The sequence below is a fragment of the Ruegeria sp. BC5 genome (genome assembly GCF_056539205.1).
Genome location: NZ_JBQFUN010000012.1, coordinates 21,555 through 48,484 on the forward strand (window position 1 = coordinate 21,555; position 26,930 = coordinate 48,484).

Genomic DNA, 26,930 nt, shown 5'->3' on the forward strand with positions numbered 1-26,930 from the left:
TGCACGGCGCTATCATACCCATCGTGCGTCGCTGCGCGCACGACGTCTGAACAATCGGCCTCCGGGGGGCGGGAATTGATCCCATCTTTCCCCCAAAATCCAAGGAGACACCGTCATGAGTACCATTCAACAACGCATCGTCCGTTATGGCGAGCTGCAACCCTGTAAAACTGCCTTTATCGACGCTCACACTCCGGGCAGCGATCAGAAAGAGAACTTTACCATCATCGGTGGCGGCGTGTCGGAATCGCCCGATCAGCACGTCCACATCATCGACAAGATCGGCTTTAACATCGGCGCGGCGGGTCAGCCGCCGAAATGCCGAAACTCGCTGCACAGCCACACCACGGCCGAGGTGTTCTTTGTCGCGAAAGGCCGCTGGCGGTTCTTCTGGGGACGCTATGGCACGGCCGGAGAATTCATTGCCGAAGAGGGGGATATCTTCAACATTCCCACCGGTATCTTCCGCGGGTTCGAGAATGTCGGTCAGGACTACGGCATGATCATGTCGATCCTCGGTGGCGATGATGCCGGTGGCGGTGTCACGTGGGCGCCGCAGGTGATCGAGGACGCACAGGCGCATGGTCTGATGCTGGGCGACAACGGTGTGCTTTACGACAGCAAAAAGGGTCAGGAACTGCCCCACAATGTCCGGCCGATGTCCTTGTTGAACGAAGCAGAGTTGCAAGCCTATCCCGAGGTGCCGGTCGACGCGGTGATCGGCAAATACGTCGCCCGCTATTGGGACCTGATGGCGCTGGGCGCTGAAAAACCTGCGCTGGTGATTGGTGAGACCGGTCTTATCAAGGACAAGCCGGGGTTCGAGATTGATTTCCTGACCCGTGGTTCGGCTGTGAATGATCCGGTCAAAGCTGAAAAGCCTGTGGTTCTGATGCCGGCCAGCGGCCATTGGCGTATCACCGTAGACGGATATGAGGTCACATTGTCCAACGGTGATACCGCGCTGGTGATGCCGGGTGAGGCTTACACCGTCGCGCCGTCCATGACCGGGCAGGCAGGCCTGTACCGCATCACGGCGACCGATGACCCCGCCGGAGCCACATGGGTCGGATGACCGTCGATCCGAACGATACCCACGCCGTTTATGAACGGCAGGCCAAAGCCTATGACGAGCAACGCTCGCGGGCTTTGTTCGAAGCGCGCTGGCTGGCGCGCTTCACCGCCAGTCTGAAGCCCGGCGATCACGTCCTTGATCTGGGCTGCGGCACCGGTGAGCCCATTGCCCGATGGTTCAAGGCCGAAGGGTTCACCGTCACAGGTGTCGATTTTTCCGAGGCCATGCTTGAGATCGCCCATAGCCGTTGGCCTGATGGAGACTGGCGGCAGGCCGACATGCGTAATTTCGAACTGGACCAGAGCTTTGATGGTATTGTCGCCTGGAACAGCTTTTTCCATCTGACCGCGGACGAGCAGAAAGACTGCATCGCCCGGATGGCCCGCCATCTGCGCGAGGGCGGAATGTTGATGCTGACCGTTGGCCCCAGCGCGGGCGAGGAACAGGGAACTGTTGGCGGCGAACCCGTGTATCACGCCTCTCTCTCACCCGCCGGTTACGCCACCTGCCTTGAAGAAAACGGGATGATCATGACCGGATTTCTAGCCAAGGATCCGGAGACCCAAAGCCACACAGTACTGATGGCACGCAAGAATTAATGGAGGTTTCATGACCGTAAAGACAACACATGTCGGATCCTTGCCACGAACTCAGGACGTGGTGGATTTCATTTTTGCGCGCGAGCGGGAGGAACCCTTTGACCCCGCCGCATTTGACGCCTGCATGACTAACGCCGTGGCAGAGACCGTGCGCAAGCAGATCGAGGCCGGTGTGGATATTGTCAGCGATGGCGAGACCTCAAAGATTTCTTATGCCACCTATGTCAAGGACCGTTACACCGGGTTTTCAGGCGATAGCCCGCGCAATGCGCCCGCCGATCTGAAGATGTTCCCCGGTTTTCTGCAACGGCTGGCTGATGATGGCGGTACGCCCCAATACGCGCGGCCTCAATGTACCGGCGAGGTGCGGTCGAAAGGGCAGGGTGAGCTTGAGAAGGACATCGCCAACCTCAAGGCTGCGATGGCGCAGCACGGGGCCGGGCAGGGCTTTATGAATGCCGCCTCACCAGGGGTCATCTCGCTGTTTCTGCAGAACGATTTCTACCCCACGCGTGAGGCTTATCTGGCCGCGCTGGCCGATGCGATGAAGGAGGAATACGAAACCATCGTGGCCGCCGGGTTGGATTTGCAGCTGGATTGCCCTGATCTGGCCCTGTCGCGGCACATGCTGTTCACCGACCTGACCGATGAAGAGTTCGTCAAGATCGCCGACATGCATGTCGAGGCCCTGAACCACGCGCTGCAGAATGTTCCGCAGGACCGGGTGCGGGTGCATATCTGCTGGGGCAATTACGAAGGGCCACATTGTTGTGACATCGCCATGGATAAGGTGTTCAGCACTCTGATGGCGACCAAATCCCGCTACGTGCTGTTTGAAACCTCGAACCCGCGCCACGCCCATGAATGGACCGTGTTCCGCGACCGTAATTCCGAGATTCCGGACGACAAGGTTCTGGTTCCCGGTGTGGTCGACACCACCACCAATTTTGTCGAACACCCTGAATTAGTGGCGCAGCGGATCACGCGGTTTACCAATATCGTCGGTGCCGATCGGGTGATCGCAGGCAGTGATTGTGGGTTTGGCACCTTTGCAGGATTTGGCGCGGTGGATCCCGATATTGCCTATGCCAAGCTGACGGCATTGTCCGAGGGTGCAATACTGGCCTCGGCATGACACCGCTGGTTCTTTTGCCGGGTATGATGTGTGATGCTCGGTTGTTTCAGCCGCAGATCGCTGCGTTGTCCGGGTCACGGCCGCTGATGACCTTCCCTCTGGTGACGCAGGACAGTGTTCAGGAGATGGCAGCCGAAATCTTGTCAAACGCACCGTCGGTCTTTGCGCTGGCCGGCCTGTCGATGGGCGGCATCGTTGCGATGGAGGTGGTGCGGGAAGCCCCGGATCGCGTTGAACGGTTGGCGTTGATGGACACCAATCCGTTGGCCGAAAAGCCCGATGTCAAAGCCCGGCGTGGGCCGCAGATGAAGGCCGTTCAGGAAGGTCAGTTGCGGCAGGTGATGCGCGACGAGATGAAGCCCAATTACCTGGCCGACGGTCCGCATCAGGGGGCCATTCTGGACCTATGCATGGCGATGGCCGTTGATCTGGGTCCGGACGTATTCCTTCGCCAATCCCGCGCTTTGATGGATCGCCCGGACCAGACCGAAACACTGGCTGTCTACACGGGCCCCTCACTGGTGATGTGTGGGCGCGAGGATGGCCTGTGCCCGGTCGAGCGACACCAGTTGATGCACGACCTTCTGCCCAACAGCACGTTACAAATCATCGAAGAGGCAGGGCACCTGCCCACTCTGGAACAACCCAATGACACAACAGCGGCCCTGATCCGCTGGCTGGAGGCCCCATGACACCTTCCCTTCTGACCCTGTTGCGCAAGGTTGACACCCCCACCGTCTGCAACGCCATCGAGGTGGCGCAGGGCAAGCGCGGATTTGACGGCTTCTCGCGCGGCACCATGCTGTGTTCGGCCCCGTCGGAACCTGCGATCGTGGGCTACGCCCGTACGGCAAAGATCGCCGCTGTGCAGCCTCCGTCCGAGGCGCCCGAGGTCATCAGGGAACGCCGGATGGACTATTACAAATACATGGCCGAAGGTCCCGCACCCTCGGTTGCGGTGATCGAGGATGTCGATTTCCCCAACTGTATCGGTGCCTATTGGGGTGAGATCAACACCACCGTACACAAGGGGTTCGGCATGTCCGGCGCGCTGACCAACGGTGTCATGCGCGACCTTGGCGATCTGCCACAGGGGTTCCCGGTGGTTGCCGGATCGGTCGGGCCAAGCCATGGTTTTGTCCACGTGCGCGCGGTCGATACGCCGGTCTCGATCTTTGGTCTTTCGGTCAATCCTGGTGATCTGATCCATGCCGATCAGCACGGAGCGCTGGTGATACCAGAAGATGTTGTTGACCAACTAGAGGGCGCAATCCAGAAATTGCTGTCCACCGAACGCATCGTCCTCGACGCTGCCGAACAGCCGGGGTTTGATTTCAATGCGTTTCAATCCGCTTGGGAAAAGTTCGAAAAATCCCGGGTCTGACAGGGTAAGCTTGACCCGTTCAAACGGAGGGCTCTAAACCGTCGTTGGTATGCCATCACCGGCGTCGCGATGGCAGGTCCGCCCGCTTTTCTTCCAGCACGGTTCGAAAGAGCACCTTGAGTTCAGATTTCTTCACCAGGGGCAGCCTGCGCCGATAATCCGAAGACAGGTCATCTTCTGAAACGTCCATCCGGTGCGCTTTCATTAACTTGAAGCGACTGAGAAACGAAATTTTCTTCATTGTTGCGGTCCTTCAAATTCAAAGCGTAAAAATTTGCCGCTGCGGACCCGACCCGAACCCTATGGTCGAGAGCTCGAGGATCATTAATCCGTGAGTGATGATCCGCAGCGACAGAGCGCATTTAGGCAGGTCGTTTGCCACCGTAAGGGGGAAGAATCCGGGTTTTTGCGTCATTTATTAACCGACCAGTCAAAAAATGATTGGAAAGCTTACCTTTACGTAAAGATGCTCACTTACCCGGCCAGTTTTTGTGACGTAGCGTCACGAAAGATGCGGGTCTCGCTAAGGCCTGAACGGGACCATTTAGCCAGTCTGTCTCCGCAGTAATCTGGCAAAGCATAGCCGGAAGGGAGAGACGTCTAATAGATAAAAATTGGGGGAATACGTCACCCGAACACGTATCTGATACGATTAGAGACAAGCCAAAAATCTGTCGGGGATTTGGTGCCCAGGAGAGGACTCGAACCTCCACGTCCATACGGACACTAGCACCTGAAGCTAGCGCGTCTACCAATTCCGCCACCTGGGCAGGTGTCGTGGAGCGGCGTTTAAGCCTACTGACGGGGGGCGTCAACCAGATTCGGGAAGATTTTCACAAGTTTTTTGACCCACCTCCGAAACGCTTGGGAAATTGCCGGGGTTTTCGCGGACGCGCGGCGTTATTGCGCCTTGTTTGCCGGTGCTTTGGGCGGTAGATCGGATCAAGACCAATCAGCAGGAGCCCTCGCATGTCCAAACTGGTCACGATTTATGGCGGATCGGGATTTGTCGGTCGGTATATCGCCCGGCGTATGGCAAATGAAGGATGGCGTGTGCGGGTCGCAGTGCGGCGCCCGAATGAGGCGATGTTCGTCAAACCTTATGGCGTGGTTGGTCAGGTTGAACCCATTTTGTGCAACATCCGCGATGATGCGTCGGTTGCTGCCGTGATGCATGGGGCCGATGCGGTGGTGAACTGCGTGGGTGTGCTGAACGAGCTGGGTAAGAACGAATTTGACGCGGTACAGGCCGAAGGGGCTGAGCGGATCGCGCGCATCGCTGCCGAACAGGGTGTTGCGCGGATGGTGCATATCTCGGCCATCGGCGCGGATGCCACGGCCAAAAGCGAGTATTCCCGCACCAAAGCACAGGGCGAGGCCGGTGTGCTGGCGCATATGCCGAACGCTGTGATCTTGCGCCCGTCGGTTATTTTCGGAACCGAGGACCAGTTCTTTAACCGCTTTGCCGGGATGACCCGGATGGGGCCGTTCCTGCCCTTGGTCGGCGCAGAGACCAAGTTCCAGCCGGTCTATGTGGATGATGTCGCCAAAGCCGCCGTGCAGGGCGTTCTGGGGCAGGCCGAGGGTGGCACTTATGAGCTGGGCGGCCCCGAGGTGAAATCCTTCCGCGCGCTGATGCAGCAGATGCTGGGGGTGATTCACCGCCGCCGGGTGATTGTTGGTGTGCCGTTTTGGGCCGCCCGGATCATGGCGGGTGTGCTGGATATAGCCAAATTTGTCAGTTTTCAGCTGTTTCCCAACCACATTCTGACGCGCGATCAGCTGACGAATCTGCGCCGGGACAATGTGGTGTCGGGCGATGCCAAAGGCTTTGGCGACTTGGGGATCGAACCGGCTACTTTGGAATCCATCTTGCCGGACTACCTGTGGAAGTTCCGTCCCTCGGGCCAGTATGATGAGATCCAGAAATCGGCAGACAACCTGCGTACCTGATCAGCTATAGGCAATCACCAGCAGGATTGCCCCAAGAATCACGCGATATATTACATAAGGCGTAAAGCTGACGCTGCGCAGCAGGCGCATCATCAGGGACAGCGCCAATAAGGCCGAGATAAAGGCAAAAAAAGCGGCTATGGCACCGTCCTTAGCCAGTTGGGCATCAGCCTCGCGGATCACCTGTGTCGACAGTAATACGCCCGAGGCCAGAATCGTCGGGATCGACATCAGCATCGCGATCCGCGCGCCGTCTTCGCGGCTATAGCCCAGCTGCCGCGCGCCGGTGATGGTGATGCCTGACCGCGAGGTGCCGGGGATCAACGCCAGAACCTGCCACAAACCCATGATGACCGCATCGCGCGGGCCCCAATCGTTGGTTTTCTTGGTTTGGGGGCCCTTTTGGTCCATCCAATACAGTAACAATCCGAAGCCCAGCATGGTCCAGCCAATCACCGCCATTGAGCGGAGGGACTGGCTGAGCCCGGTTGTGAACAAAATGGCACCGACAATGACCGTGGGAATCGTTGCGATGATCAGGCTCATCGCCAGCCGTGCTTGCGGGGTGTCGATCTGCCCGGTCAGGGCGCGTGGCAGGCCGGCAGCGGCCTGTTTCACATCGGACCAGAAATACAGGATAACCGCGCCCAACGTGCCGACATGCACGGCGACGTCGATGGCCAGCCCCTGATCTTCCATACCGGTCAAGCTGGGCAGCAGGATCAGGTGACCCGAGGAAGAGATCGGCAAGAACTCAGTTATCCCCTGAATAATCGCCGCGAGAATCAACTGAAATAGACTCATTTAACCTGCCGTGCTGCCGCCGCGTATTGTTAGGGGAAATGGGTATAAGTGCGGTGCCGAAAAGGAAAGCACGTAAAAGGGTCCGAAACGGAACTAAAAATGACGACATTTTCCAATTACTTTTCCTGACGTCGTATATTTTTTTAATTTAGGTCAGCATAATTGACTTTTAATTCCGTAAGGTATCTCTTAAACAGGCGCGACCAAGCCAATTCATGGAGTCTGACCCGTGGCCAAGCAACCGATGCTGAAATTTGTGCAGATCGACCGCGTCATGCCTGAAAAGCGTGCCGCCGATGACCGCAAAGAAGACTTTGACGAAATCTATGCTGAATACGCCGCAGCCAAGGCGGAAGAACAGGCTAGTCGCTGCAGCCAATGCGGTGTTCCCTATTGTCAGTCGCATTGCCCGCTGCACAACAACATTCCTGATTGGCTGCGCCTGACCGCCACGGGCCGTCTGGAGGAGGCGTATCAGACCAGCCAGGCCACCAATACCTTCCCGGAAATCTGCGGCCGCATTTGCCCGCAGGATCGTCTTTGTGAAGGCAATTGTGTGATCGAACAATCAGGTCACGGCACGGTTACCATCGGAACGATTGAGAAGTACATCACGGACACCGCCTGGGACAAAGGCTGGGTGACCCCCGTTGCACCTGGTGCCGAGCGCAGCGAAAGCGTCGGTATCATAGGCGGCGGACCCGGTGGATTGGCGGCTGCGGACATGCTACGCCGGGCTGGCATTCAGGTCACTGTGTATGATCGTCACGACCGTGCCGGTGGCCTGTTGATGTACGGTATTCCAGGCTTCAAGCTGGAAAAGGACATTGTTCAGCGTCGCAACGAATTGCTGGCTGATGGCGGGGTCAATTTCGAGCTGAACTGCGACGTGGACGCCGCCAAATTCGACGACATTCGCGCCAAGCATGATGCAGTGATCATCGCAACCGGGGTCTACAAGTCCCGTGATCTGTCCATGCCAGGCAGTGGCCTGAATGGTATCGAAATTGCCATTGATTTCCTGACCGCTTCGAATCGCAAAAGCTTTGGTGACGCGGTCGAGGATTTCGACAATGGCCGGCTGAATGCCAACGGTAAAAAAGTTGTTGTGATTGGTGGCGGCGATACCGCGATGGACTGCGTACGCACCTCGGTCCGTCAAGGGGCGACCTCGGTCAAATGCCTGTACCGCCGTGACCGGGCAAACATGCCGGGATCGCAGCGTGAAACGCAGAATGCCGAGGAAGAAGGCGTGATCTTTGAATGGCTGAGCGCCCCCAAAGGGTTCACCGGCGATGACAAGGTTTCTGGCGTGATGGTGCAAAAGATGCGTCTGGGTCAGCCAGATGCCACTGGCCGCCAAGCCCCCGAGGTCATCGAAGGTGCGGACTATGTCGAAGAGGCCGATCTGGTCATCAAGGCGCTGGGCTTTGAGCCCGAAGACCTGCCTACGCTGTTTGGTCAGCCCGACCTGCCCGTGACTCGTTGGGGCACCGTTAAGGCCGCGTTCCAAACCGGCGAAACCGAGATGGACGGTGTCTATGCCATTGGTGACATCGTGCGTGGCGCCTCGCTGGTGGTCTGGGCGATCCGTGACGGCCGCGACTGTGCCGATGCGATCATTGACAGGTTCAACAGCAAGGCTGCCGTCGCAGCCGAGTAACACCCAGCCCAGCGACAGGAGGGTCAGGAATGCCTGAACTGCAAGGCCAATGCATGTGCGGTGCGGTCACCGTCACCGCCACCCCAGCGAAGGATGCGCTGGGTGCCTGTCATTGCGACCAGTGCCGCCGCTGGACCAGTTCAATGCTGGTGAGTTTTCAAGCCGAAGAGGGGTATGCCGCGCTGGGACCGGTCAAGACCTTTACCTCGTCCGACTGGGCCGAACGCGCCTTTTGCGCCGAATGCGGCTCAGCCCTGTGGTACCGGGTCACCGCGCCCGGCGACATGCACGGACACACAGAAATAGCAGCGGGCCTGTTCGAAGACACGGGCCACGGACTGCAACTGGAACTTTTTATCGACAAAAAGCCCAAAGGGTATGCGTTCGCAGGTGAGCGCAAGCAAATGACCAAAGCCGAGGTCGAGGCGATGTTTGCCCCCTCGGAAGAAGGAGACAGCCAATGACCAAATATGATGCCGATTGGGTACGGGCCGAAGAAGCCAAACGTGAATGGATGGCAAAAAACGGTCTCTATTCTGAGGAAGAAGAGCATTCTTCCTGTGGTGTGGGTCTTGTTGTATCCGTTGACGGCAAAGCATCACGCAAGGTTGTCGACGCCGGTATTGATGCGCTGAAAGCGATCTGGCACCGCGGCGCCGTGGATGCTGATGGCAAGACCGGCGATGGTGCGGGCATCCACGTGCAGATCCCGGTTCGTTTTTTTTATGACCAGATCCGCCGCACAGGTCATGAGCCCAATCTGGACCAGTTGATCGCTGTCGGTCAGGTGTTTCTGCCTCGTACCGATTTCGGCGCGCAGGAACAGTGCCGGACCATCGTAGAAACCGAAGTTCTGCGAATGGGATATTACATTTACGGCTGGCGGCACGTGCCGGTCGATGTGACCTGCTTGGGTGAAAAGGCCAACGCGACCCGGCCCGAGATCGAACAGATCCTGATCTCGAACTCGAAAGGTGTAGATGAAGAGACGTTCGAGCGTGAGCTGTACGTCATCCGTCGCCGTATTGAAAAAGCTGCCGCCGCTTCCGGGATTTCGGACCTGTATCTGGCGTCGCTGAGCTGCCGCTCGATCATCTATAAAGGCATGATGCTGGCTGAGCAGGTCGCGGTTTTCTACCCCGACCTGATGGATGAGCGGTTCGAATCCGCCTTTGCGATCTATCACCAGCGCTATTCGACCAACACCTTCCCGCAATGGTGGTTGGCGCAACCGTTCCGGATGCTGGCCCATAATGGTGAAATCAACACCCTGAAGGGCAACGTCAACTGGATGAAAAGTCATGAGATCCGCATGGCCAGTGGCACCTTTGGCGACTATGCCGAAGACATCAAGCCGATCATCGCGGGTGGATCGTCGGATTCGGCCGCATTAGACTCGGTTTTCGAGGTTCTGGTGCGCGCGGGCCGCTCGGCCCCGATGGCGAAAACCATGCTGGTGCCGGAAAGTTGGTCCAAGCAGGCGGTGGAACTGCCGCAGGCCTGGCGTGACATGTATTCCTACTGCAACTCGGTGATGGAGCCGTGGGACGGTCCCGCCGCGCTGGCGATGACCGATGGCCGCTGGGTCTGTGCCGGTCTGGACCGGAACGGGTTGCGCCCGATGCGCTATGTGGTGACGGGCGATGGTCTGGTGATTGCGGGCTCTGAGGCTGGTATGGTGCCGATTGATGAGGCCACTGTGACCGAAAAAGGCGCGCTGGGTCCGGGGCAGATGCTGGCTGTGGATATGAAGAAGGGCAAGCTGTTCCGTGACAAGCAAATCAAGGACAAGCTGGCGCGCGCCCTGCCGTTCGGCGACTGGGTCGGCAAAATCAACGATCTGGACACTACGCTGGGCAGTGTAACCGAACAGCCCTTGTTTAGGGGTGAGGAACTGCGCAAACGTCAGATCGCGGCTGGATATTCGATCGAAGAACTTGAGCAGATCCTTGCACCCATGGCCGAGGACGGCAAAGAGGCTTTGGCCTCGATGGGGGATGACACGCCTTCGGCTGTGCTGTCAAAGCAGTACCGTCCGCTGAGCCATTTCTTCCGGCAGAATTTCAGCCAGGTGACCAACCCGCCCATCGACAGCTTGCGCGAATACCGCGTGATGTCGTTGAAGACGCGGTTCGGGAACCTCAAGAACGTGCTGGACGAGGACAGTAGCCAGACCGAGATCATCGTTCTGGAAAGCCCTTTTGTCGGCAACGCTCAGTGGGAAATTCTGGCCGAAAACTTCAACGCGCCGCTGGCTGAGATCGATTGCAGCTTTGAACCCGGTGAGGGCGCGCTGGACCGCGCTTTGATCCGTATTAGAGCCGAAGCGGAAGAGGCCGTGCGTTCTGGTGCAGGGCATCTGGTGCTGACCGATCAGTATTCCGGGCCGGACAAAGTGGCGATGCCGATGATCCTGGCCACAAGCGCGGTACACAGCCATCTGACACGTCAGGGTCTGCGGACCTTCAGCTCGCTCAACGTGCGGTCGGCGGAATGTATCGACCCGCACTATTTTGCCGTGTTGATTGGCTGTGGCGCGACGGTTGTGAACGCCTACCTGGCCGAGGATTCGCTGGCCGACCGCATTGAACGTGGCCTGCTGGATGGCTCGCTGACGGAAAATGTAGCCCGCTATCGCGAGGCAATTGATCAGGGTCTTCTCAAGATCATGGCCAAGATGGGTATCTCGGTTGTCTCCTCTTACCGCGGCGGACTGAATTTCGAAGCCGTGGGTCTGAGCCGCGCCATGGTGGCCGAGTATTTCCCAGGCATGATCAGCCGTATCTCGGGCATCGGGATTCACGGCATCCGCGTCAAAGCCGAAGAAATTCACGCCAAGGGCTGGGACAGCGGTCTGGATGTGCTGCCCATCGGCGGTTTCTACAAAGCACGCAAGTCGGGTGAGACTCACGCGTGGGAAGCAACCTCGATGCATATGATGCAGATGGCCTGTAATAGGGCCTCATATGAATTGTGGAAGCAGTATTCGGCCAAGATGCAGTCGAACCCGCCGATCCATCTGCGCGACCTGATGGATTTCAAACCCATGGGCAAACCGGTGCCGATCGAAGAGGTGGAATCGATCACCTCGATTCGCAAACGCTTTGTCACGCCGGGCATGTCGCTGGGTGCACTCAGCCCCGAGGCGCACAAGACGCTAAACGTGGCGATGAACCGGATCGGTGCGAAATCCGACTCGGGCGAGGGTGGTGAAGATCCGGCCCATTTCGTACCGGAACCCAATGGCGACAATCCGTCAGCCAAGATCAAACAGGTGGCGTCGGGCCGGTTCGGTGTAACCGCCGAGTACCTAAATCAATGTGAAGAGCTGGAGATCAAGGTCGCCCAAGGTGCGAAACCGGGTGAGGGTGGTCAGCTGCCGGGCATGAAGGTCACCGACCTGATCGCGCGTCTGCGCCATTCGACCAAGGGCGTGACGCTGATCTCGCCGCCGCCGCACCACGATATCTACTCGATCGAGGATCTGGCGCAGCTGATCTATGATCTGAAACAGATCAACCCGCGCTGCAAGGTGACGGTGAAACTGGTGGCGTCTTCGGGCGTTGGCACGATTGCCGCCGGTGTGGCCAAGGCCAAGGCGGATGTGATCCTGATCTCGGGCCACAACGGTGGTACAGGTGCGTCGCCCGCGACGTCGATCAAATATGCCGGTTTGCCGTGGGAGATGGGCCTGACCGAGGCGCATCAAGTTCTGGCAATGAATAACCTGCGTGACCGTGTCACCCTGCGGACCGATGGTGGTCTGCGGACCGGTCGCGATATCGTCATGGCTGCGATGATGGGGGCCGAAGAATACGGCATCGGCACTGCCGCCCTGATCGCGATGGGCTGTATCATGGTGCGTCAGTGCCAGTCGAACACCTGCCCCGTCGGTGTCTGTACGCAGGACGAGGACCTGCGCGCCAAATTCACCGGCAACGCAGACAAGGTGGTGAACCTGATCACCTTCTATGCGCAGGAAGTACGCGAGCTTCTGGCCAGCCTCGGCGCGCGTTCGATTGATGAAATCATCGGCCGGGCCGACCTGTTGGCGCAGGTCAGCCGTGGATCGGCGCATCTGGACGATCTCGACCTCAACCCGCTGCTGATCACCGTCGATGGCGCGCATGATATCGTCTACAATCGCGACAAGGACCGTAACGCGGTGCCGGATACGCTGGACGCTGAAATCGTGCGGGATGCCGCGCGGTTCCTGAAAGACGGTGAGAAAATGCAGCTGTCCTATGCGGTGCAGAACACGCACCGGACTGTGGGCACCCGCGTCTCAAGCCATATCGTGCAGAACTTTGGCATGCGGAACACGTTCCAGTCCGATCACCTGCACGTCAAACTGCAGGGCTCGGCCGGTCAGTCGCTGGGGGCTTTTGCAGCACCCGGTCTGAAGCTGGAAGTGTCGGGTGATGCCAATGACTATGTCGGCAAGGGTTTGTCGGGCGGCACCATCGTCGTGCGTCCGCCACAGGTCAGCCCGCTGAAGGCGGATGACAACACCATAATCGGCAACACCGTCCTGTACGGCGCCACCGATGGCCACCTGTTTGCCGCTGGTCGCGCGGGCGAGCGATTCGCAGTGCGCAACTCGGGCGCAATGGTTGTGATCGAGGGCTGCGGTTCGAACGGGTGTGAATACATGACCGGCGGAATCGCGGTGATCCTGGGTGATATTGGTGCCAACTTTGGCGCAGGCATGACCGGCGGTATGGCCTATCTGTACGACCCGGAAGGCAAGGCGCAGGCGCTGATGAACATGGAAACGCTGGTGACCTGCCCGGTGACCGTCGACCATTGGGAAGATCAGCTGAAATCGCTGATCGAAACCCATCAGGCCGAAACCTTCAGCCGTAAGGCCGCCGACATCCTGCAGCATTGGGATGTTGAAAAGGCCAACTTCTTGCAGGTTTGCCCGAAAGAGATGCTGAACAAGCTCAGCCACCCTCTGACCACCGAAGCAACGGCTGTTCCGGCTGAATAACGGGTTGCAACAGACCAGTCTCAAACCCGCGCGCCAATTGGCTGCGCGGGTTTTCTTAAATCCTTATACCGACAACACCCGTTTCAAACGCGCGCCCAACGTCGTATAGCTGTGACATGGCAAAAGCAGCAGTCCGCAAAAAAAGCGGTAAGAAAAAAAAGGCATCCAAAGCCAAAACCCCACTGATGCAACGGCTTCGCCGATGGGTCAGTCGTGGCTTGTTGGCGGCCGTTGTGTTGGTCGTTGCATTGGTCGCTTTGTATTCGGTGGTAAACCCGCCCGTGACACACACGATCTGGTCGGAATGGCGTAGGCTGGGCAAGGTCGAGCGTGACTGGGTCCCGATCGAGGAAATCTCACCCGTCATGGCGCGTGCAGTTGTTGCGGCTGAGGACGCGAATTTCTGCCAACACTGGGGCTTTGACGTTGAGGCAATTCGCGATGCGCTTGAAGATGGCGGATCACGCGGGGCGTCGACCATTACCCAGCAGGTGGTGAAAAACGTATTCTTGTGGCAGGGCCGCAGCTGGGTGCGTAAAGCGCTGGAAACTTCGATCACGCCGGTTGTCGAGATCTTCTGGAGCAAACAGCGTATTCTCGAGGTCTATCTGAACGTCGCTGAAACCGGACAGGGCGTATTTGGGGTCGAAGCGGCGGCTCAAAGCAATTTCAACGTATCCGCTGCCCGGCTGAGTCCGGTTCAGGCGGCCCGGATCGCGGCGATTTTGCCCTCACCCCGCAATCGCTCGGTCACTGATCCGTCAGTGCGAACGCGCAGACGGGCCGCGTCGATCCTGGATGGAGCGGCCACCATCCGCGCAGATGGTCGCGCGGATTGTTTCGAGGATTGAAACTCAACACCCCTCAAGGCTAAAGCTGGGGGGTATACACTGGTTCGATTGGAAGCTCATGGCGCGTTTGTTTCACGTTCCCCTATCCCCTTATTGCCGCAAGGTTCGTCTGTCTTTGGCGGAAAAGAAGATCGAGGTTGAGCTGGTCGAGGAGAAATACTGGGAGAAAGACCCGGATTTCCTGCGTCGCAACCCTGCCGGAAAGGTGCCGGTGTTGCGGCTGGACGGGCAAGTGATGGCGGAAAGCGCGGCGATTTGTGAATATATCGAGGAAACGCGTCCGGAGCCTGCGTTGATGCCGAAAACACCCGAAAGCCGGTACGAAGTGCGGCGTTTGGTGGGGTGGTTCGATGATAAGTTCCACCACGAGGTGACCTCGAAACTGCTGTATGAACGTGTGAACAAGAAAGTCACCGGTGAAGGCTATCCGGACAGCAAGAACGTCAAGGAAGGCGCGCGGGCAATCAAATATCATCTGGACTACATGGCCTGGCTTTTGGATCACCGCCGTTGGCTGGCGGGGGATCAGATGACATTGGCCGATTTTGCCGCTGCTGCACATTTGTCAGCGCTGGATTATATCTCGGACGTGGACTGGAATAGATCGCAAGCGGTGAAAGACTGGTATGCCAAGATCAAGTCACGCCCCGCGTTTCGGTCGATTCTTGCGGATCAGGTGCCTGGATTCCGACCCCCTGCGCATTACGCCGATCTGGATTTCTGATAGGGTGGAACAAGGGCTGTCTGCCCCTTATTGGCCCTATAGGCCAATTCACCCCCGAGGATATTTTTAGCCAGATGAAGAGCGGATCGGATCTAAAGGAAAAGTTGGTGGCGCAGGCACTGAGCGAAGGCTTTGTGTCTTGCCGGATCTGTCGACCCTGGGATGTACCGCAGGTGCCGTCACGGCTGGAGGCATTTCTTCAGGCTGAGTATCATGGGCAGATGGGATGGATGGCTGAGCGTACCCATTGGCGGGGTGATCCGGCGGCCCTGTGGCCCGAGGCGCGGTCGGTGATCATGCTGGCCGAAAGCTATGCGCCCGAGCATGATCCGACTGATATACTGGATCATCCAGACAGGGCAGCGATCTCTGTCTATGCGCAGAACAAGGATTATCATGATCTGGTCAAGAAACGGCTGAAGCGGCTGGCGCGCTGGCTGATTGCCGAAAGCGGCGGAGAAGTTAAGGTTTTTGTTGATACCGCGCCTGTTCCAGAGAAGGCGTTAGGCCATGCCGCAGGGCTGGGTTGGCAGGGGAAACATACCAACCTTGTCAGCCGAGATTGGGGAAATTGGGCCTTTATAGGCTCTGTTTTCACGACATTGGACTTGCCGGTCGACGTGGCCGAAACCGATCATTGTGGAAAATGCCGGGCTTGTTTGGATTCATGTCCAACGGAGGCGTTTCCGGCCCCGTATCAGTTGGATGCGCGGCGCTGCATTTCGTATCTGACAATCGAACATAAAGGTCCGATTGAGGAAGACCTGCGCGGCAAGCTGGGCAATCGGATTTACGGTTGCGACGATTGTCTGGCAGCCTGTCCGTGGAACAAATTCGCCGTTGCGGCCAGCGATGTCCGGTACGCCGCACGGGACGATCTGAAAGCGCCACCCCTGGCTGAGCTGGCGGTATTGGACGATGCCGCGTTTCGGGCGAAGTTTTCCGGGTCGCCCATCAAACGGATCGGGCGCGATCGGTTCGTGCGTAATGCTCTGTATGCTATCGGCAATTCGGGAATGGCTTCGTTGCGACCGGTGGCGCAAGGATTGGTGGAAGATCCAGACCCAACGGTGGCGGATGCTGCGCGCTGGGCGGTCGAACAACTGGCGTAAGTGCCGCAAACAGGCTGGACGTGTCGGTCCAAACCGCTACACCCATCAGCAGCGAACAGGAAGGAGAACCCGATGGCGCTGGCTTTGGGGGTGGATACGGGTGGAACTTACACCGACGCGGTGCTGATCCGGGATGAGCGAGAGGTGATCGCCTCGGCCAAGTCCCTGACCACGCGAGCTGATCTGGCGATCGGTGTGGGTAAGGCTATTCAGGCGGTTCTGGATGCGGCGCAAGTGGCGCCGGGGCAGATTTCCATGGCGTCCTTGTCGACCACACTGGCCACGAATGCGCTCGTTGAAGGGCAGGGTGGACGGGTTGCGTTAATCTATATCGGGTTCAAGGATGGTGATCTGGATAAGCACGGATTGCGGGATGCGCTGAAGGGCGATCCGGCGTTGGTAATTTCCGGGGGTCACACCCATGCCGGGGGAGAGACCACGCCGTTGGATGTGACCGCGTTGGACGCATTTTTAGACTCTCATAAAGGCATATCTGGCTTTGCGGTGGCCTCGCAATTTGCCACCCGCAACCCCGCACATGAGCTGGAGGCCGCACGGATCATCACCGACAGGACCGGCGCGCCGGTGACATGCTCACATCATCTGTCAGCCAAATTGAACGGTCCGAAACGGGCGGTGACGGCGGTATTGAACGCCCGTTTGATCGGGATGATCGACCGGTTAATCGGGCGCGCACAGGATCGGTTGCTGGAATTGGGCATCACCGCGCCGATGATGGTTGTGCGTGGAGATGGTGCGTTGATGAGTGCCGAACAGGCAAGGGAACGCCCGATTGAGACCATCCTCAGCGGACCTGCTGCGTCTATCGTCGGAGCCAGTTGGCTGACCGGGGCAGAGAATGCGCTGGTGTCGGATATCGGTGGAACGACCACGGATGTGGCCCTGATCCGCGATGGCAAACCTGCAATTGACCCAGCGGGCGCTCAGGTCGGCGGTTTCCGCACCATGGTTGAAGCCGTGGCGATGCGTACCCATGGTCTGGGTGGTGACAGTCAGATGCATGTGGTGACCGAAGGTTTGGGTGGCGGTGTGTTTTTGGGGCCGCGACGGGTTTTGCCGGTTTCCCTGATTGCATCTGAGGCACCAGATGTTGTCCACGCGGTTTTGGATATGCAATTGCGGTCCACAACGGTGGGCGAACATGATACCCGGTTTGCCCGCCAAGTCCCAGGCATCCACGCCGAAGGCCTGGGCGCGCGGGAAGAGGCGTTGATGGAGCGGTTGGGCAATAATGTCATGCCGCTCAGCGATCTATTGCGCACCCGGATGGAAAACGGTGCCCTGACGCGCCTGGTGGATCGCGGGATCGTTCAGGTCTCTGGCGTGACGCCTTCGGATGCCAGCCATATGTTGGGCCGGCTGGATGTGTGGGATGCGGATGCGGCGCGTAAAGCGTTGGAGATTGTCGCGCGCAAGCGTGTGGGAACCGGCGACATGTTGGCCGCATCACCGGAAAAGCTGGCGCAGATGATCGTGGACCAGTTGACCGAACAGACCGTATTGACCTTGTTAGAGAGTGCTTTTGCTGAAGAGGCCGATGACTTTGGCGTGCCCTCTGCCGATCTTGCCCGTCACGTTCTGACGCAAAAAGGGCTGGCGCGCCATCGTGGACTTTTGGCGCTGGATACAGCGTTGAATGTGGATGTGGTGGGTCTTGGGGCCTCGGCCCCCAGCTATTACCCAGCGGTTGGGGAACGACTGCACGCCCGCATGATCCTGCCTGAACACGCGGGCGTGGCCAACGCCATCGGTGCTGTGGTCGGACGGCTGACCCTGCGCCGGTCCGGCACGGTGACATCCCCGTCCGAGGGGCGGTTCAGGGTACATCTTGAGGACGGTCCACAGGATTTCACCGAGTCCGACAAGGCGCTGGACATGCTTGAATCGGTGCTGCGGGACGAGGCAGAGGGCGCTGTGCGTCAGGCCGGGGCTGCGGATATACGGGTCGTGGTTGACCGGGACATCCGCACTGCCCGTATCGAAGCGCAGGAGGTATTCGTCGAGGCTATGGTCACCGTTGAGGCCAGTGGCAGGCCCCGCGTTGCGTCGGAATAGCCCCGCAGGGGGCTACCCGTATTATTCAGCCGCGTCGCGTTTGGGCAGAACCCACCCCGCGCGCGGGAAGTGGCAAGTGTAACCGTTTGGGATACGTTCCAGGTAATCCTGATGTTCGGGCTCGGCGTCCCAGAAATCACTGACGGGCTCGACCTCGGTCACCACTTTGCCGGGCCACAGACCGCTGGCATTCACATCGGCGATCGTATCCAGCGCCACTTGTTTTTGCTCGTCATCGACAAAATAGATGGCCGAGCGATAGCTCATCCCGCGATCATTGCCCTGACGGTTCGGCGTGGTCGGGTCGTGGATCTGAAAGAAAAACTCCAGCAATTCGCGATAGGTTATCTTGGCTGGATCGAAAAAGATCTCAATCCCTTCGGCATGGGTGCCGTGATTGCGATAGGTGGCATTGGGCACGTCACCGCCAGTATAGCCAACGCGCGTGCGCGACACGCCCGGCAATTTGCGGATCAGGTCTTGCATGCCCCAGAAACAGCCCCCGGCAAGAACGGCGCGTTGTTCGGTCATTTGATGTCCTCCACATGGATCAGGTACTCGCCATAACCTTCGGCCTCCATCTCATCGCGATGAATGAATCGCAAGGCGGCAGAGTTGATACAGTAGCGCAGCCCGCCATGTTCACGCGGGCCGTCCGGGAACACATGCCCCAGATGGCTGTCGCCATGTTTTGAGCGGACTTCCGTGCGGATCATACCATGGGTGGCGTCGTGAAACTCCTCCACATGCTCATGGATGATGGGCTTTGTGAAACTGGGCCAGCCGCAACCGGATTCGTATTTGTGGGTCGAGGCGAACAACGGCTCGCCCGAGACGATGTCCACGTAAATACCCGGTTCCTTGTTGCTCAGGTATTTGCCGGTGCCCGGGCGCTCAGTTCCGCTGCGCTGCGTGACGTGAAACTCTTCGGGCGACAATGCCGCGATGGCCTCGGGGGATTTAGTGAATTGGGTCATGGGTCCTCCGGTCATTAAACTTGTGGCATAATCTGGGGGCAGGGGTGCAGAATTCAAAGCCCTATTTCAGTGTCCTCGCGCAGTCGTGCAGGTGATCTGCAATCGGTTTCCGTACGTAATGAGAGCAAAGGGAGGCCATGTAATGATCAGAATGCTTCTACTAACGGCTTTGATAATGCTTGGTCGCGCCGTTCAGGCCGCGCCGCTGATCGGAGAATTCGCGTCAATCGATGGTGGCACCATTTCGATCGCAGATTGGAGGGGACAACCGGTTCTTGTCGTCAACACTGCGTCACACTGCGGATTTACCGGACAATATGAATCTCTGCAAAAGGTGCATGAGGTTTATTCTAACCGCGGACTTGTGGTTTTGGCCGTGCCGTCAGACTCGTTCAATCAGGAGTTAGGGTCTGCTGAAGAAGTCCGGCAATTCTGCGAGTTGAATTATGGACTAACATTGCCAATGACGGATATTACGCCGGTCAGGGGTGCCGATGCCCATCCATTTTACAAGGAGGTAAAGGCGCAAACCGGATTTGAGCCTGGTTGGAATTTTAACAAAATATTGCTCGATCCCAACGGGGAAGTCGTCGTTACATATGGTGCAAGTGTGAAACCGGACTCACCCAAGCTGCTGCGTCAGGTCGAGGCTTTTTTGCCCTGAGCAGGTTGGCGGGAAAGCTGCACCGCTAAAATGCCCAGTGTCGTGATCCCAACCCCGACAGCATCCAGCGGGCCTAGCTTTTCACCCAATAGAATAGCGGCGATGGTAACGCCGAAGACCGGGTTGAGGAAATGGAAGGTCGCCGCGCGGGTGGCTCCGATCCGGTCCAGCAGCAGAACCCAGATTAGCGTGGCCAACAGGCCCGGGAACAAAGTGGTATAGGTGAAGGCCATCGCCAGGGGCACGGTTGGGTGGATAAAGATCGTCTCGAATATGGGGGCGGCAACAAACAGAACGGCTGAGCCCACAAGCATCTGCAATCCGACTACCATCATGAAATTGCCGCCCGATGTGGCGCCGCGGATGGTCAGTGTGGCAAAAGTCAGCGCCAGCGCCCCGATACAACACAAAGCCACACCAAACAGGTCGAGGCCACCGCCGATACGGGTGCTCATGATCAGGGCGACGCCAGCAAATCCGGCGATCAGACCCAGCACCGCAACCGGGCGCAGCTTTTCACCCAAAAACAACCATCCGGCCAAAGCGACCAGCAACGGCATGGTGGACGCGATTATAGCCGCCACCGAGGCTTCGACTGTTTGCATCGCATAGAAATTCAGACCCAAATAAAGGGCATTCTGGCAGATTCCGAACAGAATTGTAGCGCGCCACTGGGATCGGGTCAGGTGCCAGCTTTGCCCCATGGCCCGTGCGATAGCCACGCCTATCAATCCCGATATCAAGAATCGCAGTGCCAGCGAGAACAGAGGCGACGCATCGGCAACGATGATCCGGGCTGAGGTGAAAGCCGAGGACCAGATAAAAGCAAAAACCAGCCCCATGGCGATGGCGCGCAGATCCATTGAGCATCCCCCAGTCAGAACGCGGCGACTGTTTCCGAATTTCCATCAGGCCGCAACCGCCCCTTGCCAAAAAACCACACCTTTGGGGCAAGCGTGAAAACTGCGACGTTTTTATTGATTGACTGGCCAATTAAAGATAGATGCGAAAAATCTGGCTGATTATGGGAGGTTTGTCAGTGCTTCTGGAATACATTCTGTCTTTTGGCGTCCTATTGGCTTTGGGCCTGGTCGCTTTCTTCGTAGTGAAATGGTGGAATCTGCGCTGCGTCGGCGTGACGCCTGTCCATCTGTTCACCTTCATCGCGATCTTGTTCACATCCGGTCTGGATGTCGGCCTGATCATGTTCCCGCTGACCGAGTTCGGCGGCTATGCCGAAGATCCAGCCTATGCCTTTGCTAATCCGCTGGCGATCGAGTTCGGGTTCTGGGGCTTTCTGATCTGGGCCTTCTATTTCCTGACCGCGTTCTACTTCTGCGTGATCGAACCGCGGGTCAAGTTCTTTGAGATCCCGCTGGTCAAGCTGATCAACAACGTGGTCATCATCGGCACCTGCGCCTTTACCGCCAGCCTGTTCCTGATCTACCTGCCCGGCTACCTGCCCGAGGTCGGAGACGGTGAATCCGTGGTCACCACCTTCTATGTCATCGTATTTGTGGTCATTCTGGCGGCGGCCTATTCGTCGACCGACCTGAAATACGTGCGTATCCTTTCGGTGGGCTCGACCTTTCTGTTTCTGGCGCTGATCCTTGGCATGTGGGTTGCAGCTGGCATGGGCTTTACCGGTTTTGCGGAAACCAGCAGCAATATCGGGGCCTATTTCGCCAACCTGCACAAATTCGTCCTGCCGCTGACCGACTATCACGCCTTCTACCTGTTCTGGTGGTTTGCGTGGTCGATCATGATTGGCCAGTTCACCTCGCGCTTTGTGGGTGGGTTGAAGACCTGGCAATTGCTGGCGGCGCTGCTGATCTTCCCGTCGATCCCGTTGGCGATCTGGTTCACTGTTCTCTACTACTACCACCTGAACGGCATCAGCACCGCAGGCATCACCAACATCGCGATGGTGATTGTGGGCGTGACCTTCGTGATCAACTCGCTGGACTCGCTTATTAGGCTCTACACTGACAACCTGAACATGACGGTCGAGCGGTTCGGCAAGGCGATTTATGTCGCAGGCAACGTTGTGCTGCTGTTCGTGCTGACCCTGTTGTTCCAGAGCCAGTGGTTGCAGATCCAGTGGATCGGAGCGGTGGTCGTCGGCCTGTATCTGGCCTGCGTGGTCTATATCCTGATCGCCAAGCGCAAAGAGGTGCTGAGCATCGACTCGATGCCCGAAGACCGCGATCTGGATTTCCACAAGGTTGAGACGGTTCACTGATCAACTTTGGCGATTAACCAAACAACGGGCGCCAAGGCGCCCGTTGTTTCCATCGGAAAAGCAGGCAGTTTTCGCAGCTTTGCAGAGTAAGATTATGGCTTTGCGTCGGCTTGTGAAATCAATTGTGTATGCGTAGCTTAAGATTATGAAAAGAATAATTCTTTTACTGCTATTCTCATTGCTTGCTTTTGCTTATCAGTCTTATCGATTGGCGGCTCTTGAGAGCCTGAGCGGTCGACAAACTTCCTAAATTCGTTTGATTGATGAAACCGCGAAAGTTGGCTGTTTGAAGAAGCACGCTTTCGTCTCGGTTTTAAAATCAAAAAACTTGCACCACTGGGTTATTGACGCCGAAAGTTCTTTAGTAAGTAGTGAAAAGCTTCCAGATGAAACAGCTTTGATAGAAATCTTATTGAGGCCAAGTCCCTTCCTTGCGCCTCCAGTTTTCACGAGGTTTTATTTTGACGAGGCGGATTGCTGGTTGCCAATTTAAGTTTTTAAACAGGGTTTTGATCTTTGGGCCGAAAGAACTCATCGCAATCAAAATTGCTTCTAGTCGCTAGATGCAAAAAAAGCGCCCAAAATATCGGAAAGAAACAACGCGTAAGAGTTGTTGAAGAGCTATGAAGCCCTACCTCGTCTGTAAGGGTGATAGGAAACTTCATGCTGGAAGAAAAACGCAAAGATCTGGACTCGGAAAAACAGAAGAAACTGCTGTTTAGGCTTGTGGATGAACTCAGCCGGTCTTCGCCGGATTTGTACTATCGCTCGACCAGTGAAATTGCCGCGTATCTCGAGGCATACATTCGCAAAGGGGCAAAACTGTCTGCTGATGACAGGGCTTTGATGACCCGCCTCAACCGCCGCGATTTGGAAGTGCTGCTAAGCCTGCACTGAGAGGCAAAGAAAAAGGGCCCCCAATCGGCGGCCCTCAATCGCTTGTCCGTTTAGACTGGGATCAGCCGTTCACGCTGTCCTTCAGCGCCTTCGCGATGGTCATCTTGACCACCTTGTCGGCTTCTTTCTTGAACTGCTCGCCGGTGGCGGGGTTGCGCACCATGCGCTCGGGGCGCTCGCGGCAGTAGATTTTGCCAACACCGGGCAGGGTTACCGCACCACCAGCCGACACTTCGCGGGTGATCAGGCCGGTCACGGCCTCAAGCGCAGCGTTTGCAGCTTTCTTGTCGGTTCCCATTTCCTCAGCGAGAGCAGCAACCAGCTGAGTCTTTGTCATAGGCTTTGCCATTTCTTGGTCTCCTTAACGTGCCCGATAAATAGGGCCTCACCGCGTAACTGTAACGGGATATTGTGGGCGAACACAACGAATAGTAGCGTCGAAAACCCTAAAAATAGGGGGATTTCGTTGCTTTTTTGCTTCAGAGAAAGGCCGTTTCGTCAAATGAACGCAATTTCCGGCTGTGCAGACGCTCTAACGGCATGCCGCGCAGGTGTTCCATCGCACGGATTCCGATCGCCAGATGGCGGCTGACCTGAGTGGTATAGAACGCCGACGCCATCCCGGGAAGCTTTAATTCACCATGCAGCGGTTTGTCGGACACACACAGCAATGTGCCGTATGGAACCCGGAAACGATAGCCATTGGCGGCGATGGTGGCGCTTTCCATATCCAGTGCAATCGCGCGGGATTGGCTGAGGCGTTGGACTGGGCCGGATTGGTCGCGCAGTTCCCAGTTGCGGTTGTCGACCGAGGCGACGGTACCTGTCCGCATGATCCGCTTGAGTTCATAGCCTTCCAGTTCGGTGACTTCGGCCACGGCGCGTTCCAACGCGACCTGAACCTCGGCCAGGGGCGGGATCGGCACCCAGACGGGCAGGTCGTCGTCCAGTACCTTGTCTTCGCGTAGATAGGCATGGGCCAGCACGAAATCCCCCAATGCCTGGGTGTTCCGCAATCCGGCGCAATGGCCCACCATCAACCAGGCATGCGGGCGCAGGACGGCAATATGGTCGGTGGCTGTTTTGGCGTTCGACGGCCCCACCCCGATATTGACCAGAGTAATCCCGGACCCATCCTCGCGTTTGAGGTGATAGGTCGGCATTTGCGGCAGTTTCAGGGGTTGGTCCAATGTGCCATCTGGCGAGGTGATCTCGACATTTCCGGTTGAAACAAAGCTGGTATAGCCGCTTTCCGGATCGGCCAGCTGTGATCGGGCGTAGTTTTCGAATTCGGACACATAGAACTGGTAGTTGGTGAACAACACGTGGTTCTGGAAATGGCTGGGATCGGTCGCCGTATAATGCGCCAGCCGTGCCAGCGAATAATCCACCCGTTGCGCGGTGAACAAGGCCAGCGGGCCGTGATCCCCTTCGTGATCATGAACCCCGTTAACGATGTCATCATTGGTTGTTGTCAGATCCGGCACGTCGAACACATCGCGCAGCGTAAACCCGGCTGCTCCCTGATGCGGAACCACCAGGTCGGGATTGTTAGCGACGGCAAAATGCACCGGGATCGGCGTGTCCGACGCGCCGATGGACACAGGTTGGCCGTGGTTGCGGATCAAAAGGGCGATCTGCTGCGTCAGGTAGGACCGGAACAAATCGGGCCGTGTCACCGTGGTGGCATGGGTGCCGGGTTCAGAGACGTGACCAAAGCTAAGCCGGCTGTCGACCTGAGCATAGGTCGCCGTTTTGATGCGAATTTCCGGGTAATAGGCTCTGAATCGTTCGGGCGGTGCCTCCCCTTCTATTGCCTTTGCAAAGCTGTCGCAGAGGAACTGGGTCGCCTGATCGTAAATCTCTTCCAGACGAGCCACCGCCGCCGCGGGGTCGGTGAACTTCTCGGGTGTAGGAACGTCGGGTGTTCTGATTATTGTCATGCAAGGGGTTCCAAAAGGTCGATCTTTTCAAAGGTCCGCACATCCACCAGCCCAAGGTCTGAAATCCTCAATTCGGGAATCACGACTAAGGCCAGCAGCGAGTGCTGCATATACGCGTTGTTCAACTGGCAGCCGCAGGCCTGCATCGCCGCGACCATCTGTTCTGCTTTCGCCGCCACTTCAGTCGCTGGGCTATCCGACATCAGGCCTGCAATGGGCAGTTCCACCAGTGCCAGTTCCGCGCCATCGCGGAATATAGTGATGCCGCCCCCCACCTCGGCCAAACGGTTTGCTGCCAGTGCCATCTGGTCACGGTCGGTGCCGACAACGATCATGTGGTGACTGTCATGCGCCACAGTCGAAGCCATCGCCATTTTGCCTTGATATCCAAAGCCCGAGACAAAGGCGTTTGTCACCCCCCCGGTGGCGCGGTGGCGCTCGACCAGCGCGATCTGGCAGACCTCGCCTTCGCCTTCGACCAACCCGCCGATGATTGGCAGCTCGCATTTCAGCGCCTTTGTGGGGGCCTGATTTTCCACAACGCCAATCACATTGGCCTGCACACGATTGGCACCTGCGGGGGCATTGATTTCGAAATCCGCACCGGTCAGTGCGTGCCCCAAATGTACGGTGTCGCGCGCAGTACCCGGCCAGTTCAGATGCGGGCAATCTACTGAAATTGCGCCCTTTTCGGCGGCAATCTGACCGCGGGCAATGACCATCTCGATGGGCAGCTCGGTCAGGTCCGAGCTGAGAATAATATCCGCTCGCCGTCCCGGAGTGATCGAACCGATCTCACGCTCCAACCCGAAATGGGTGGCCGTGTTGATCGTTGCCATCTGCAAGGCCACCAGCGGATCGCAACCACAAGCAATTGCATGGCGCACAACCCGATTCATGTGTCCGTCATTGACCAGGGTGCCGGAATGACAATCATCGGTACACAGGATGAAATTGCGCGGGTCCAATCCTTTATTGGTGACCGCTGTGATCTGGCTTTCCACATCAAACCAAGCCGAGCCCAGCCGCATCATCGACCGCATGCCCTGCCGCACGCGGGCAATGGCATCGGCCTCGCAAGTGCCTTCGTGATCATCCGCTGGTCCGCCGGCCACATATGCTGCAAAATCAGGCCCTAAATCAGGCGAAGCGTAATGCCCACCGACTGTTTTCCCGGCTCGCTGGGTCGCAGCGATTTCAGCAAGCATCTTCGGATCGCCGTGAATAACGCCGGGGAAATTCATCATCTCGCCCAGCCCGATGATGCCCGGCCAGTTCATGGCCTCTGCCACATCCTCAGCAGTAATTTCATAACCTGTGGTCTCAAGCCCCGGTGCCGACGGCGCACATGACGGCATCTGCGTGAAGATGTTCACCGGCTGCATCAGCGCCTCATCATGCATCATGCGCACGCCGTCTAGCCCCAGCACATTCGCAATCTCATGCGGGTCGGTGAACATCGAGGTGGTGCCATGCGGAATCACCGCACGGGCAAACTCAGCCGGGGTCAACATCCCCGATTCGATATGCATATGGGCGTCGCACAGTCCCGGCAGCATATAGCGACCATGTGCTTCGATGATCTGCGTGTCGGGGCCAATGCAATGGGACGCGTCGGACCCAACATACGCGATGCGCCCGGCGGCAATGGCAATGTCGTGATCGGGTAGGGTTTCGCGGCTATGTACATTCACCCAAGTGCCGCCGCGAATGACCAAATCCGCGGCCTCCCGTCCCGCGGCAACGGCAATCAATTTAGGGGCGACATCGGGCCAGCTTGGGAAAGGTGTGTATTCCATGGCTCAACTTTCCTGAATGCAGAGAAAGGTTCAACCCCC

At 57.7% G+C, this 26,930-nt stretch carries 24 protein-coding genes and 1 tRNA gene; 16 read left to right on the plus strand and 9 right to left on the minus strand.

What is annotated here, in order from left to right; all coding sequences use genetic code 11:
• Positions 1-115: 115 nt before the first annotated feature.
• Genes ACR0LY_RS19665 through ACR0LY_RS19685 form a run of 5 tightly spaced genes read left to right on the plus strand, consistent with a single transcriptional unit; the run spans position 116 to position 4,193 of the window.
• Complete coding sequence (locus tag ACR0LY_RS19665) at positions 116-1,075, plus strand: cupin domain-containing protein (RefSeq protein ID WP_170349495.1); 960 nt, start codon at positions 116-118, stop codon at positions 1,073-1,075.
• On the plus strand, positions 1,063-1,674 hold the full coding sequence (locus ACR0LY_RS19670) for a class I SAM-dependent DNA methyltransferase (protein ID WP_170349494.1): 612 nt from the start codon (positions 1,063-1,065) through the stop codon (positions 1,672-1,674). The genes ACR0LY_RS19665 and ACR0LY_RS19670 overlap by 13 nt, the downstream gene beginning before the upstream one ends.
• 10 nt (positions 1,675-1,684) lie before the next feature.
• The gene (locus ACR0LY_RS19675) at positions 1,685-2,809 is read left to right on the plus strand and encodes a cobalamin-independent methionine synthase II family protein (protein ID WP_170349493.1); all 1,125 of its coding nucleotides are present in this window, start codon (positions 1,685-1,687) and stop codon (positions 2,807-2,809) included.
• On the plus strand, positions 2,806-3,501 hold the full coding sequence (locus ACR0LY_RS19680; RefSeq protein ID WP_170349492.1) for an alpha/beta fold hydrolase: 696 nt from the start codon (positions 2,806-2,808) through the stop codon (positions 3,499-3,501). Before ACR0LY_RS19675 ends, ACR0LY_RS19680 begins: the two co-directional genes overlap by 4 nt.
• Positions 3,498-4,193, plus strand: a complete 696-nt coding sequence (locus ACR0LY_RS19685) for an RraA family protein (protein ID WP_170349491.1) — start codon at positions 3,498-3,500, stop codon at positions 4,191-4,193. Before ACR0LY_RS19680 ends, ACR0LY_RS19685 begins: the two co-directional genes overlap by 4 nt.
• Positions 4,194-4,248: 55 nt before the next feature.
• On the opposite strand, the gene ACR0LY_RS19690 is transcribed toward ACR0LY_RS19685, so the two are convergent.
• The gene (locus ACR0LY_RS19690) at positions 4,249-4,434 is read right to left on the minus strand and encodes a hypothetical protein (RefSeq protein WP_170349490.1); all 186 of its coding nucleotides are present in this window, start codon (positions 4,432-4,434) and stop codon (positions 4,249-4,251) included.
• A 442-nt stretch (positions 4,435-4,876) separates the two neighbouring features.
• Positions 4,877-4,963: transfer RNA gene (locus tag ACR0LY_RS19695), tRNA-Leu, on the minus strand.
• 199 nt (positions 4,964-5,162) lie between these two features.
• Between ACR0LY_RS19695 and ACR0LY_RS19700 the strand changes: the two genes are divergently transcribed.
• On the plus strand, positions 5,163-6,146 hold the full coding sequence (locus tag ACR0LY_RS19700) for a complex I NDUFA9 subunit family protein (protein ID WP_170349489.1): 984 nt from the start codon (positions 5,163-5,165) through the stop codon (positions 6,144-6,146).
• On the opposite strand, the gene ACR0LY_RS19705 is transcribed toward ACR0LY_RS19700, so the two are convergent.
• Complete coding sequence (locus ACR0LY_RS19705) at positions 6,147-6,950, minus strand: undecaprenyl-diphosphate phosphatase (RefSeq protein ID WP_170349488.1); 804 nt, start codon at positions 6,948-6,950, stop codon at positions 6,147-6,149.
• A gap of 229 nt (positions 6,951-7,179) precedes the next feature.
• Between ACR0LY_RS19705 and ACR0LY_RS19710 the strand changes: the two genes are divergently transcribed.
• The 7 genes from ACR0LY_RS19710 (at position 7,180) to ACR0LY_RS19740 (ending at position 18,369) form a co-directional block, all read left to right on the plus strand.
• Entirely contained in the window at positions 7,180-8,613 is a 1,434-nt protein-coding gene (locus ACR0LY_RS19710; RefSeq protein WP_170349487.1) for an NAD(P)-dependent oxidoreductase, read from the plus strand.
• A gap of 29 nt (positions 8,614-8,642) precedes the next feature.
• Positions 8,643-9,077 (plus strand): GFA family protein, encoded by a 435-nt coding sequence (locus ACR0LY_RS19715; protein ID WP_170349486.1) that lies wholly within the window; start codon positions 8,643-8,645, stop codon positions 9,075-9,077.
• A complete protein-coding gene (gltB, locus tag ACR0LY_RS19720) occupies positions 9,074-13,606 on the plus strand; it encodes a glutamate synthase large subunit (protein ID WP_170349485.1) in 4,533 nt (1,510 codons plus the stop codon). The genes ACR0LY_RS19715 and gltB overlap by 4 nt, the downstream gene beginning before the upstream one ends.
• A 116-nt stretch (positions 13,607-13,722) precedes the next feature.
• Positions 13,723-14,457: a monofunctional biosynthetic peptidoglycan transglycosylase gene (mtgA, locus tag ACR0LY_RS19725; RefSeq protein WP_170349483.1), complete on the plus strand. Its 735-nt coding sequence runs from the start codon at positions 13,723-13,725 to the stop codon at positions 14,455-14,457.
• 58 nt (positions 14,458-14,515) lie between these two features.
• Positions 14,516-15,181, plus strand: a complete 666-nt coding sequence (gene fzlA, locus ACR0LY_RS19730; RefSeq protein WP_170349481.1) for an FtsZ-binding protein FzlA — start codon at positions 14,516-14,518, stop codon at positions 15,179-15,181.
• Between the two features lie 74 nt (positions 15,182-15,255).
• Positions 15,256-16,293 (plus strand): tRNA epoxyqueuosine(34) reductase QueG, encoded by a 1,038-nt coding sequence (queG, locus tag ACR0LY_RS19735; RefSeq protein WP_170349479.1) that lies wholly within the window; start codon positions 15,256-15,258, stop codon positions 16,291-16,293.
• A gap of 72 nt (positions 16,294-16,365) precedes the next feature.
• A complete protein-coding gene (locus ACR0LY_RS19740; RefSeq protein WP_170349478.1) occupies positions 16,366-18,369 on the plus strand; it encodes a hydantoinase/oxoprolinase N-terminal domain-containing protein in 2,004 nt (667 codons plus the stop codon).
• 21 nt (positions 18,370-18,390) lie between these two features.
• Here the strand turns inward: ACR0LY_RS19740 and msrA are convergent, their stop codons facing one another.
• Both msrA and msrB read right to left on the minus strand, forming a co-directional pair.
• Positions 18,391-18,900 carry a peptide-methionine (S)-S-oxide reductase MsrA gene (gene msrA, locus ACR0LY_RS19745; RefSeq protein ID WP_170349476.1) on the minus strand — a complete coding sequence of 170 codons (510 nt, stop codon included), beginning with the start codon at positions 18,898-18,900 and terminating at the stop codon, positions 18,391-18,393.
• Positions 18,897-19,346, minus strand: coding sequence for a peptide-methionine (R)-S-oxide reductase MsrB (gene msrB / locus ACR0LY_RS19750; protein ID WP_170349474.1), 450 nt, complete (start codon positions 19,344-19,346; stop codon positions 18,897-18,899). Before msrB ends, msrA begins: the two co-directional genes overlap by 4 nt.
• A 142-nt stretch (positions 19,347-19,488) precedes the next feature.
• On the opposite strand from msrB, the gene ACR0LY_RS19755 reads away from it, so the two are divergent.
• Positions 19,489-20,010 carry a glutathione peroxidase gene (locus ACR0LY_RS19755; RefSeq protein ID WP_170349472.1) on the plus strand — a complete coding sequence of 174 codons (522 nt, stop codon included), beginning with the start codon at positions 19,489-19,491 and terminating at the stop codon, positions 20,008-20,010.
• Here the strand turns inward: ACR0LY_RS19755 and ACR0LY_RS19760 are convergent.
• Positions 19,986-20,873, minus strand: coding sequence for a DMT family transporter (locus ACR0LY_RS19760; RefSeq protein ID WP_170349470.1), 888 nt, complete (start codon positions 20,871-20,873; stop codon positions 19,986-19,988). The genes ACR0LY_RS19755 and ACR0LY_RS19760 overlap by 25 nt on opposite strands.
• Positions 20,874-21,013: 140 nt before the next feature.
• Here ACR0LY_RS19760 and ACR0LY_RS19765 point away from each other — a divergent pair, with 140 nt between their 5' ends.
• Both ACR0LY_RS19765 and ACR0LY_RS19770 read left to right on the plus strand, forming a co-directional pair.
• Positions 21,014-22,252, plus strand: a complete 1,239-nt coding sequence (locus ACR0LY_RS19765) for a BCCT family transporter (RefSeq protein WP_437436837.1) — start codon at positions 21,014-21,016, stop codon at positions 22,250-22,252.
• Between the two features lie 663 nt (positions 22,253-22,915).
• A complete protein-coding gene (locus ACR0LY_RS19770) occupies positions 22,916-23,149 on the plus strand; it encodes a hypothetical protein (protein ID WP_170349469.1) in 234 nt (77 codons plus the stop codon).
• 61 nt (positions 23,150-23,210) lie between these two features.
• On the opposite strand, the gene ACR0LY_RS19775 is transcribed toward ACR0LY_RS19770, so the two are convergent.
• The 3 genes from ACR0LY_RS19775 to ade form a co-directional block, all read right to left on the minus strand.
• Positions 23,211-23,498 carry an HU family DNA-binding protein gene (locus tag ACR0LY_RS19775; protein ID WP_170349467.1) on the minus strand — a complete coding sequence of 96 codons (288 nt, stop codon included), beginning with the start codon at positions 23,496-23,498 and terminating at the stop codon, positions 23,211-23,213.
• A 130-nt stretch (positions 23,499-23,628) separates the two neighbouring features.
• Positions 23,629-25,092, minus strand: coding sequence for an AMP nucleosidase (locus ACR0LY_RS19780; RefSeq protein WP_170349465.1), 1,464 nt, complete (start codon positions 25,090-25,092; stop codon positions 23,629-23,631).
• Positions 25,089-26,891 carry an adenine deaminase gene (gene ade, locus ACR0LY_RS19785; protein ID WP_170349462.1) on the minus strand — a complete coding sequence of 601 codons (1,803 nt, stop codon included), beginning with the start codon at positions 26,889-26,891 and terminating at the stop codon, positions 25,089-25,091. The genes ACR0LY_RS19780 and ade overlap by 4 nt, the downstream gene beginning before the upstream one ends.
• Positions 26,892-26,930: the final 39 nt, after the last annotated feature.

Bases quoted from the DNA above. Each gene is read 5' to 3' on its own strand.
- queG (WP_170349479.1), top strand. From the start codon at position 15,256: ATGAAGAGCGGATCGGATCTAAAGGAAAAGTTGGTGGCGCAGGCACTG.
- ACR0LY_RS19780 (WP_170349465.1), bottom strand. From the start codon at position 25,092: ATGACAATAATCAGAACACCCGACGTTCCTACACCCGAGAAGTTCACC.
- fzlA (WP_170349481.1), top strand. From the start codon at position 14,516: ATGGCGCGTTTGTTTCACGTTCCCCTATCCCCTTATTGCCGCAAGGTT.
- msrA (WP_170349476.1), bottom strand. From the start codon at position 18,900: ATGACCGAACAACGCGCCGTTCTTGCCGGGGGCTGTTTCTGGGGCATG.
- ACR0LY_RS19740 (WP_170349478.1), top strand. From the start codon at position 16,366: ATGGCGCTGGCTTTGGGGGTGGATACGGGTGGAACTTACACCGACGCG.
- ACR0LY_RS19775 (WP_170349467.1), bottom strand. From the start codon at position 23,498: ATGGCAAAGCCTATGACAAAGACTCAGCTGGTTGCTGCTCTCGCTGAG.
- gltB (WP_170349485.1), top strand. From the start codon at position 9,074: ATGACCAAATATGATGCCGATTGGGTACGGGCCGAAGAAGCCAAACGT.
- ACR0LY_RS19670 (WP_170349494.1), top strand. From the start codon at position 1,063: ATGGGTCGGATGACCGTCGATCCGAACGATACCCACGCCGTTTATGAA.
- ade (WP_170349462.1), bottom strand. From the start codon at position 26,891: ATGGAATACACACCTTTCCCAAGCTGGCCCGATGTCGCCCCTAAATTG.
- ACR0LY_RS19680 (WP_170349492.1), top strand. From the start codon at position 2,806: ATGACACCGCTGGTTCTTTTGCCGGGTATGATGTGTGATGCTCGGTTG.
- ACR0LY_RS19765 (WP_437436837.1), top strand. From the start codon at position 21,014: ATGCGAAAAATCTGGCTGATTATGGGAGGTTTGTCAGTGCTTCTGGAA.
- ACR0LY_RS19685 (WP_170349491.1), top strand. From the start codon at position 3,498: ATGACACCTTCCCTTCTGACCCTGTTGCGCAAGGTTGACACCCCCACC.
- ACR0LY_RS19690 (WP_170349490.1), bottom strand. From the start codon at position 4,434: ATGAAGAAAATTTCGTTTCTCAGTCGCTTCAAGTTAATGAAAGCGCAC.
- msrB (WP_170349474.1), bottom strand. From the start codon at position 19,346: ATGACCCAATTCACTAAATCCCCCGAGGCCATCGCGGCATTGTCGCCC.
- ACR0LY_RS19700 (WP_170349489.1), top strand. From the start codon at position 5,163: ATGTCCAAACTGGTCACGATTTATGGCGGATCGGGATTTGTCGGTCGG.
- ACR0LY_RS19675 (WP_170349493.1), top strand. From the start codon at position 1,685: ATGACCGTAAAGACAACACATGTCGGATCCTTGCCACGAACTCAGGAC.
- ACR0LY_RS19665 (WP_170349495.1), top strand. From the start codon at position 116: ATGAGTACCATTCAACAACGCATCGTCCGTTATGGCGAGCTGCAACCC.
- ACR0LY_RS19755 (WP_170349472.1), top strand. From the start codon at position 19,489: ATGATCAGAATGCTTCTACTAACGGCTTTGATAATGCTTGGTCGCGCC.
- mtgA (WP_170349483.1), top strand. From the start codon at position 13,723: ATGGCAAAAGCAGCAGTCCGCAAAAAAAGCGGTAAGAAAAAAAAGGCA.
- ACR0LY_RS19705 (WP_170349488.1), bottom strand. From the start codon at position 6,950: ATGAGTCTATTTCAGTTGATTCTCGCGGCGATTATTCAGGGGATAACT.
- ACR0LY_RS19760 (WP_170349470.1), bottom strand. From the start codon at position 20,873: ATGGATCTGCGCGCCATCGCCATGGGGCTGGTTTTTGCTTTTATCTGG.
- ACR0LY_RS19715 (WP_170349486.1), top strand. From the start codon at position 8,643: ATGCCTGAACTGCAAGGCCAATGCATGTGCGGTGCGGTCACCGTCACC.
- ACR0LY_RS19770 (WP_170349469.1), top strand. From the start codon at position 22,916: ATGCTGGAAGAAAAACGCAAAGATCTGGACTCGGAAAAACAGAAGAAA.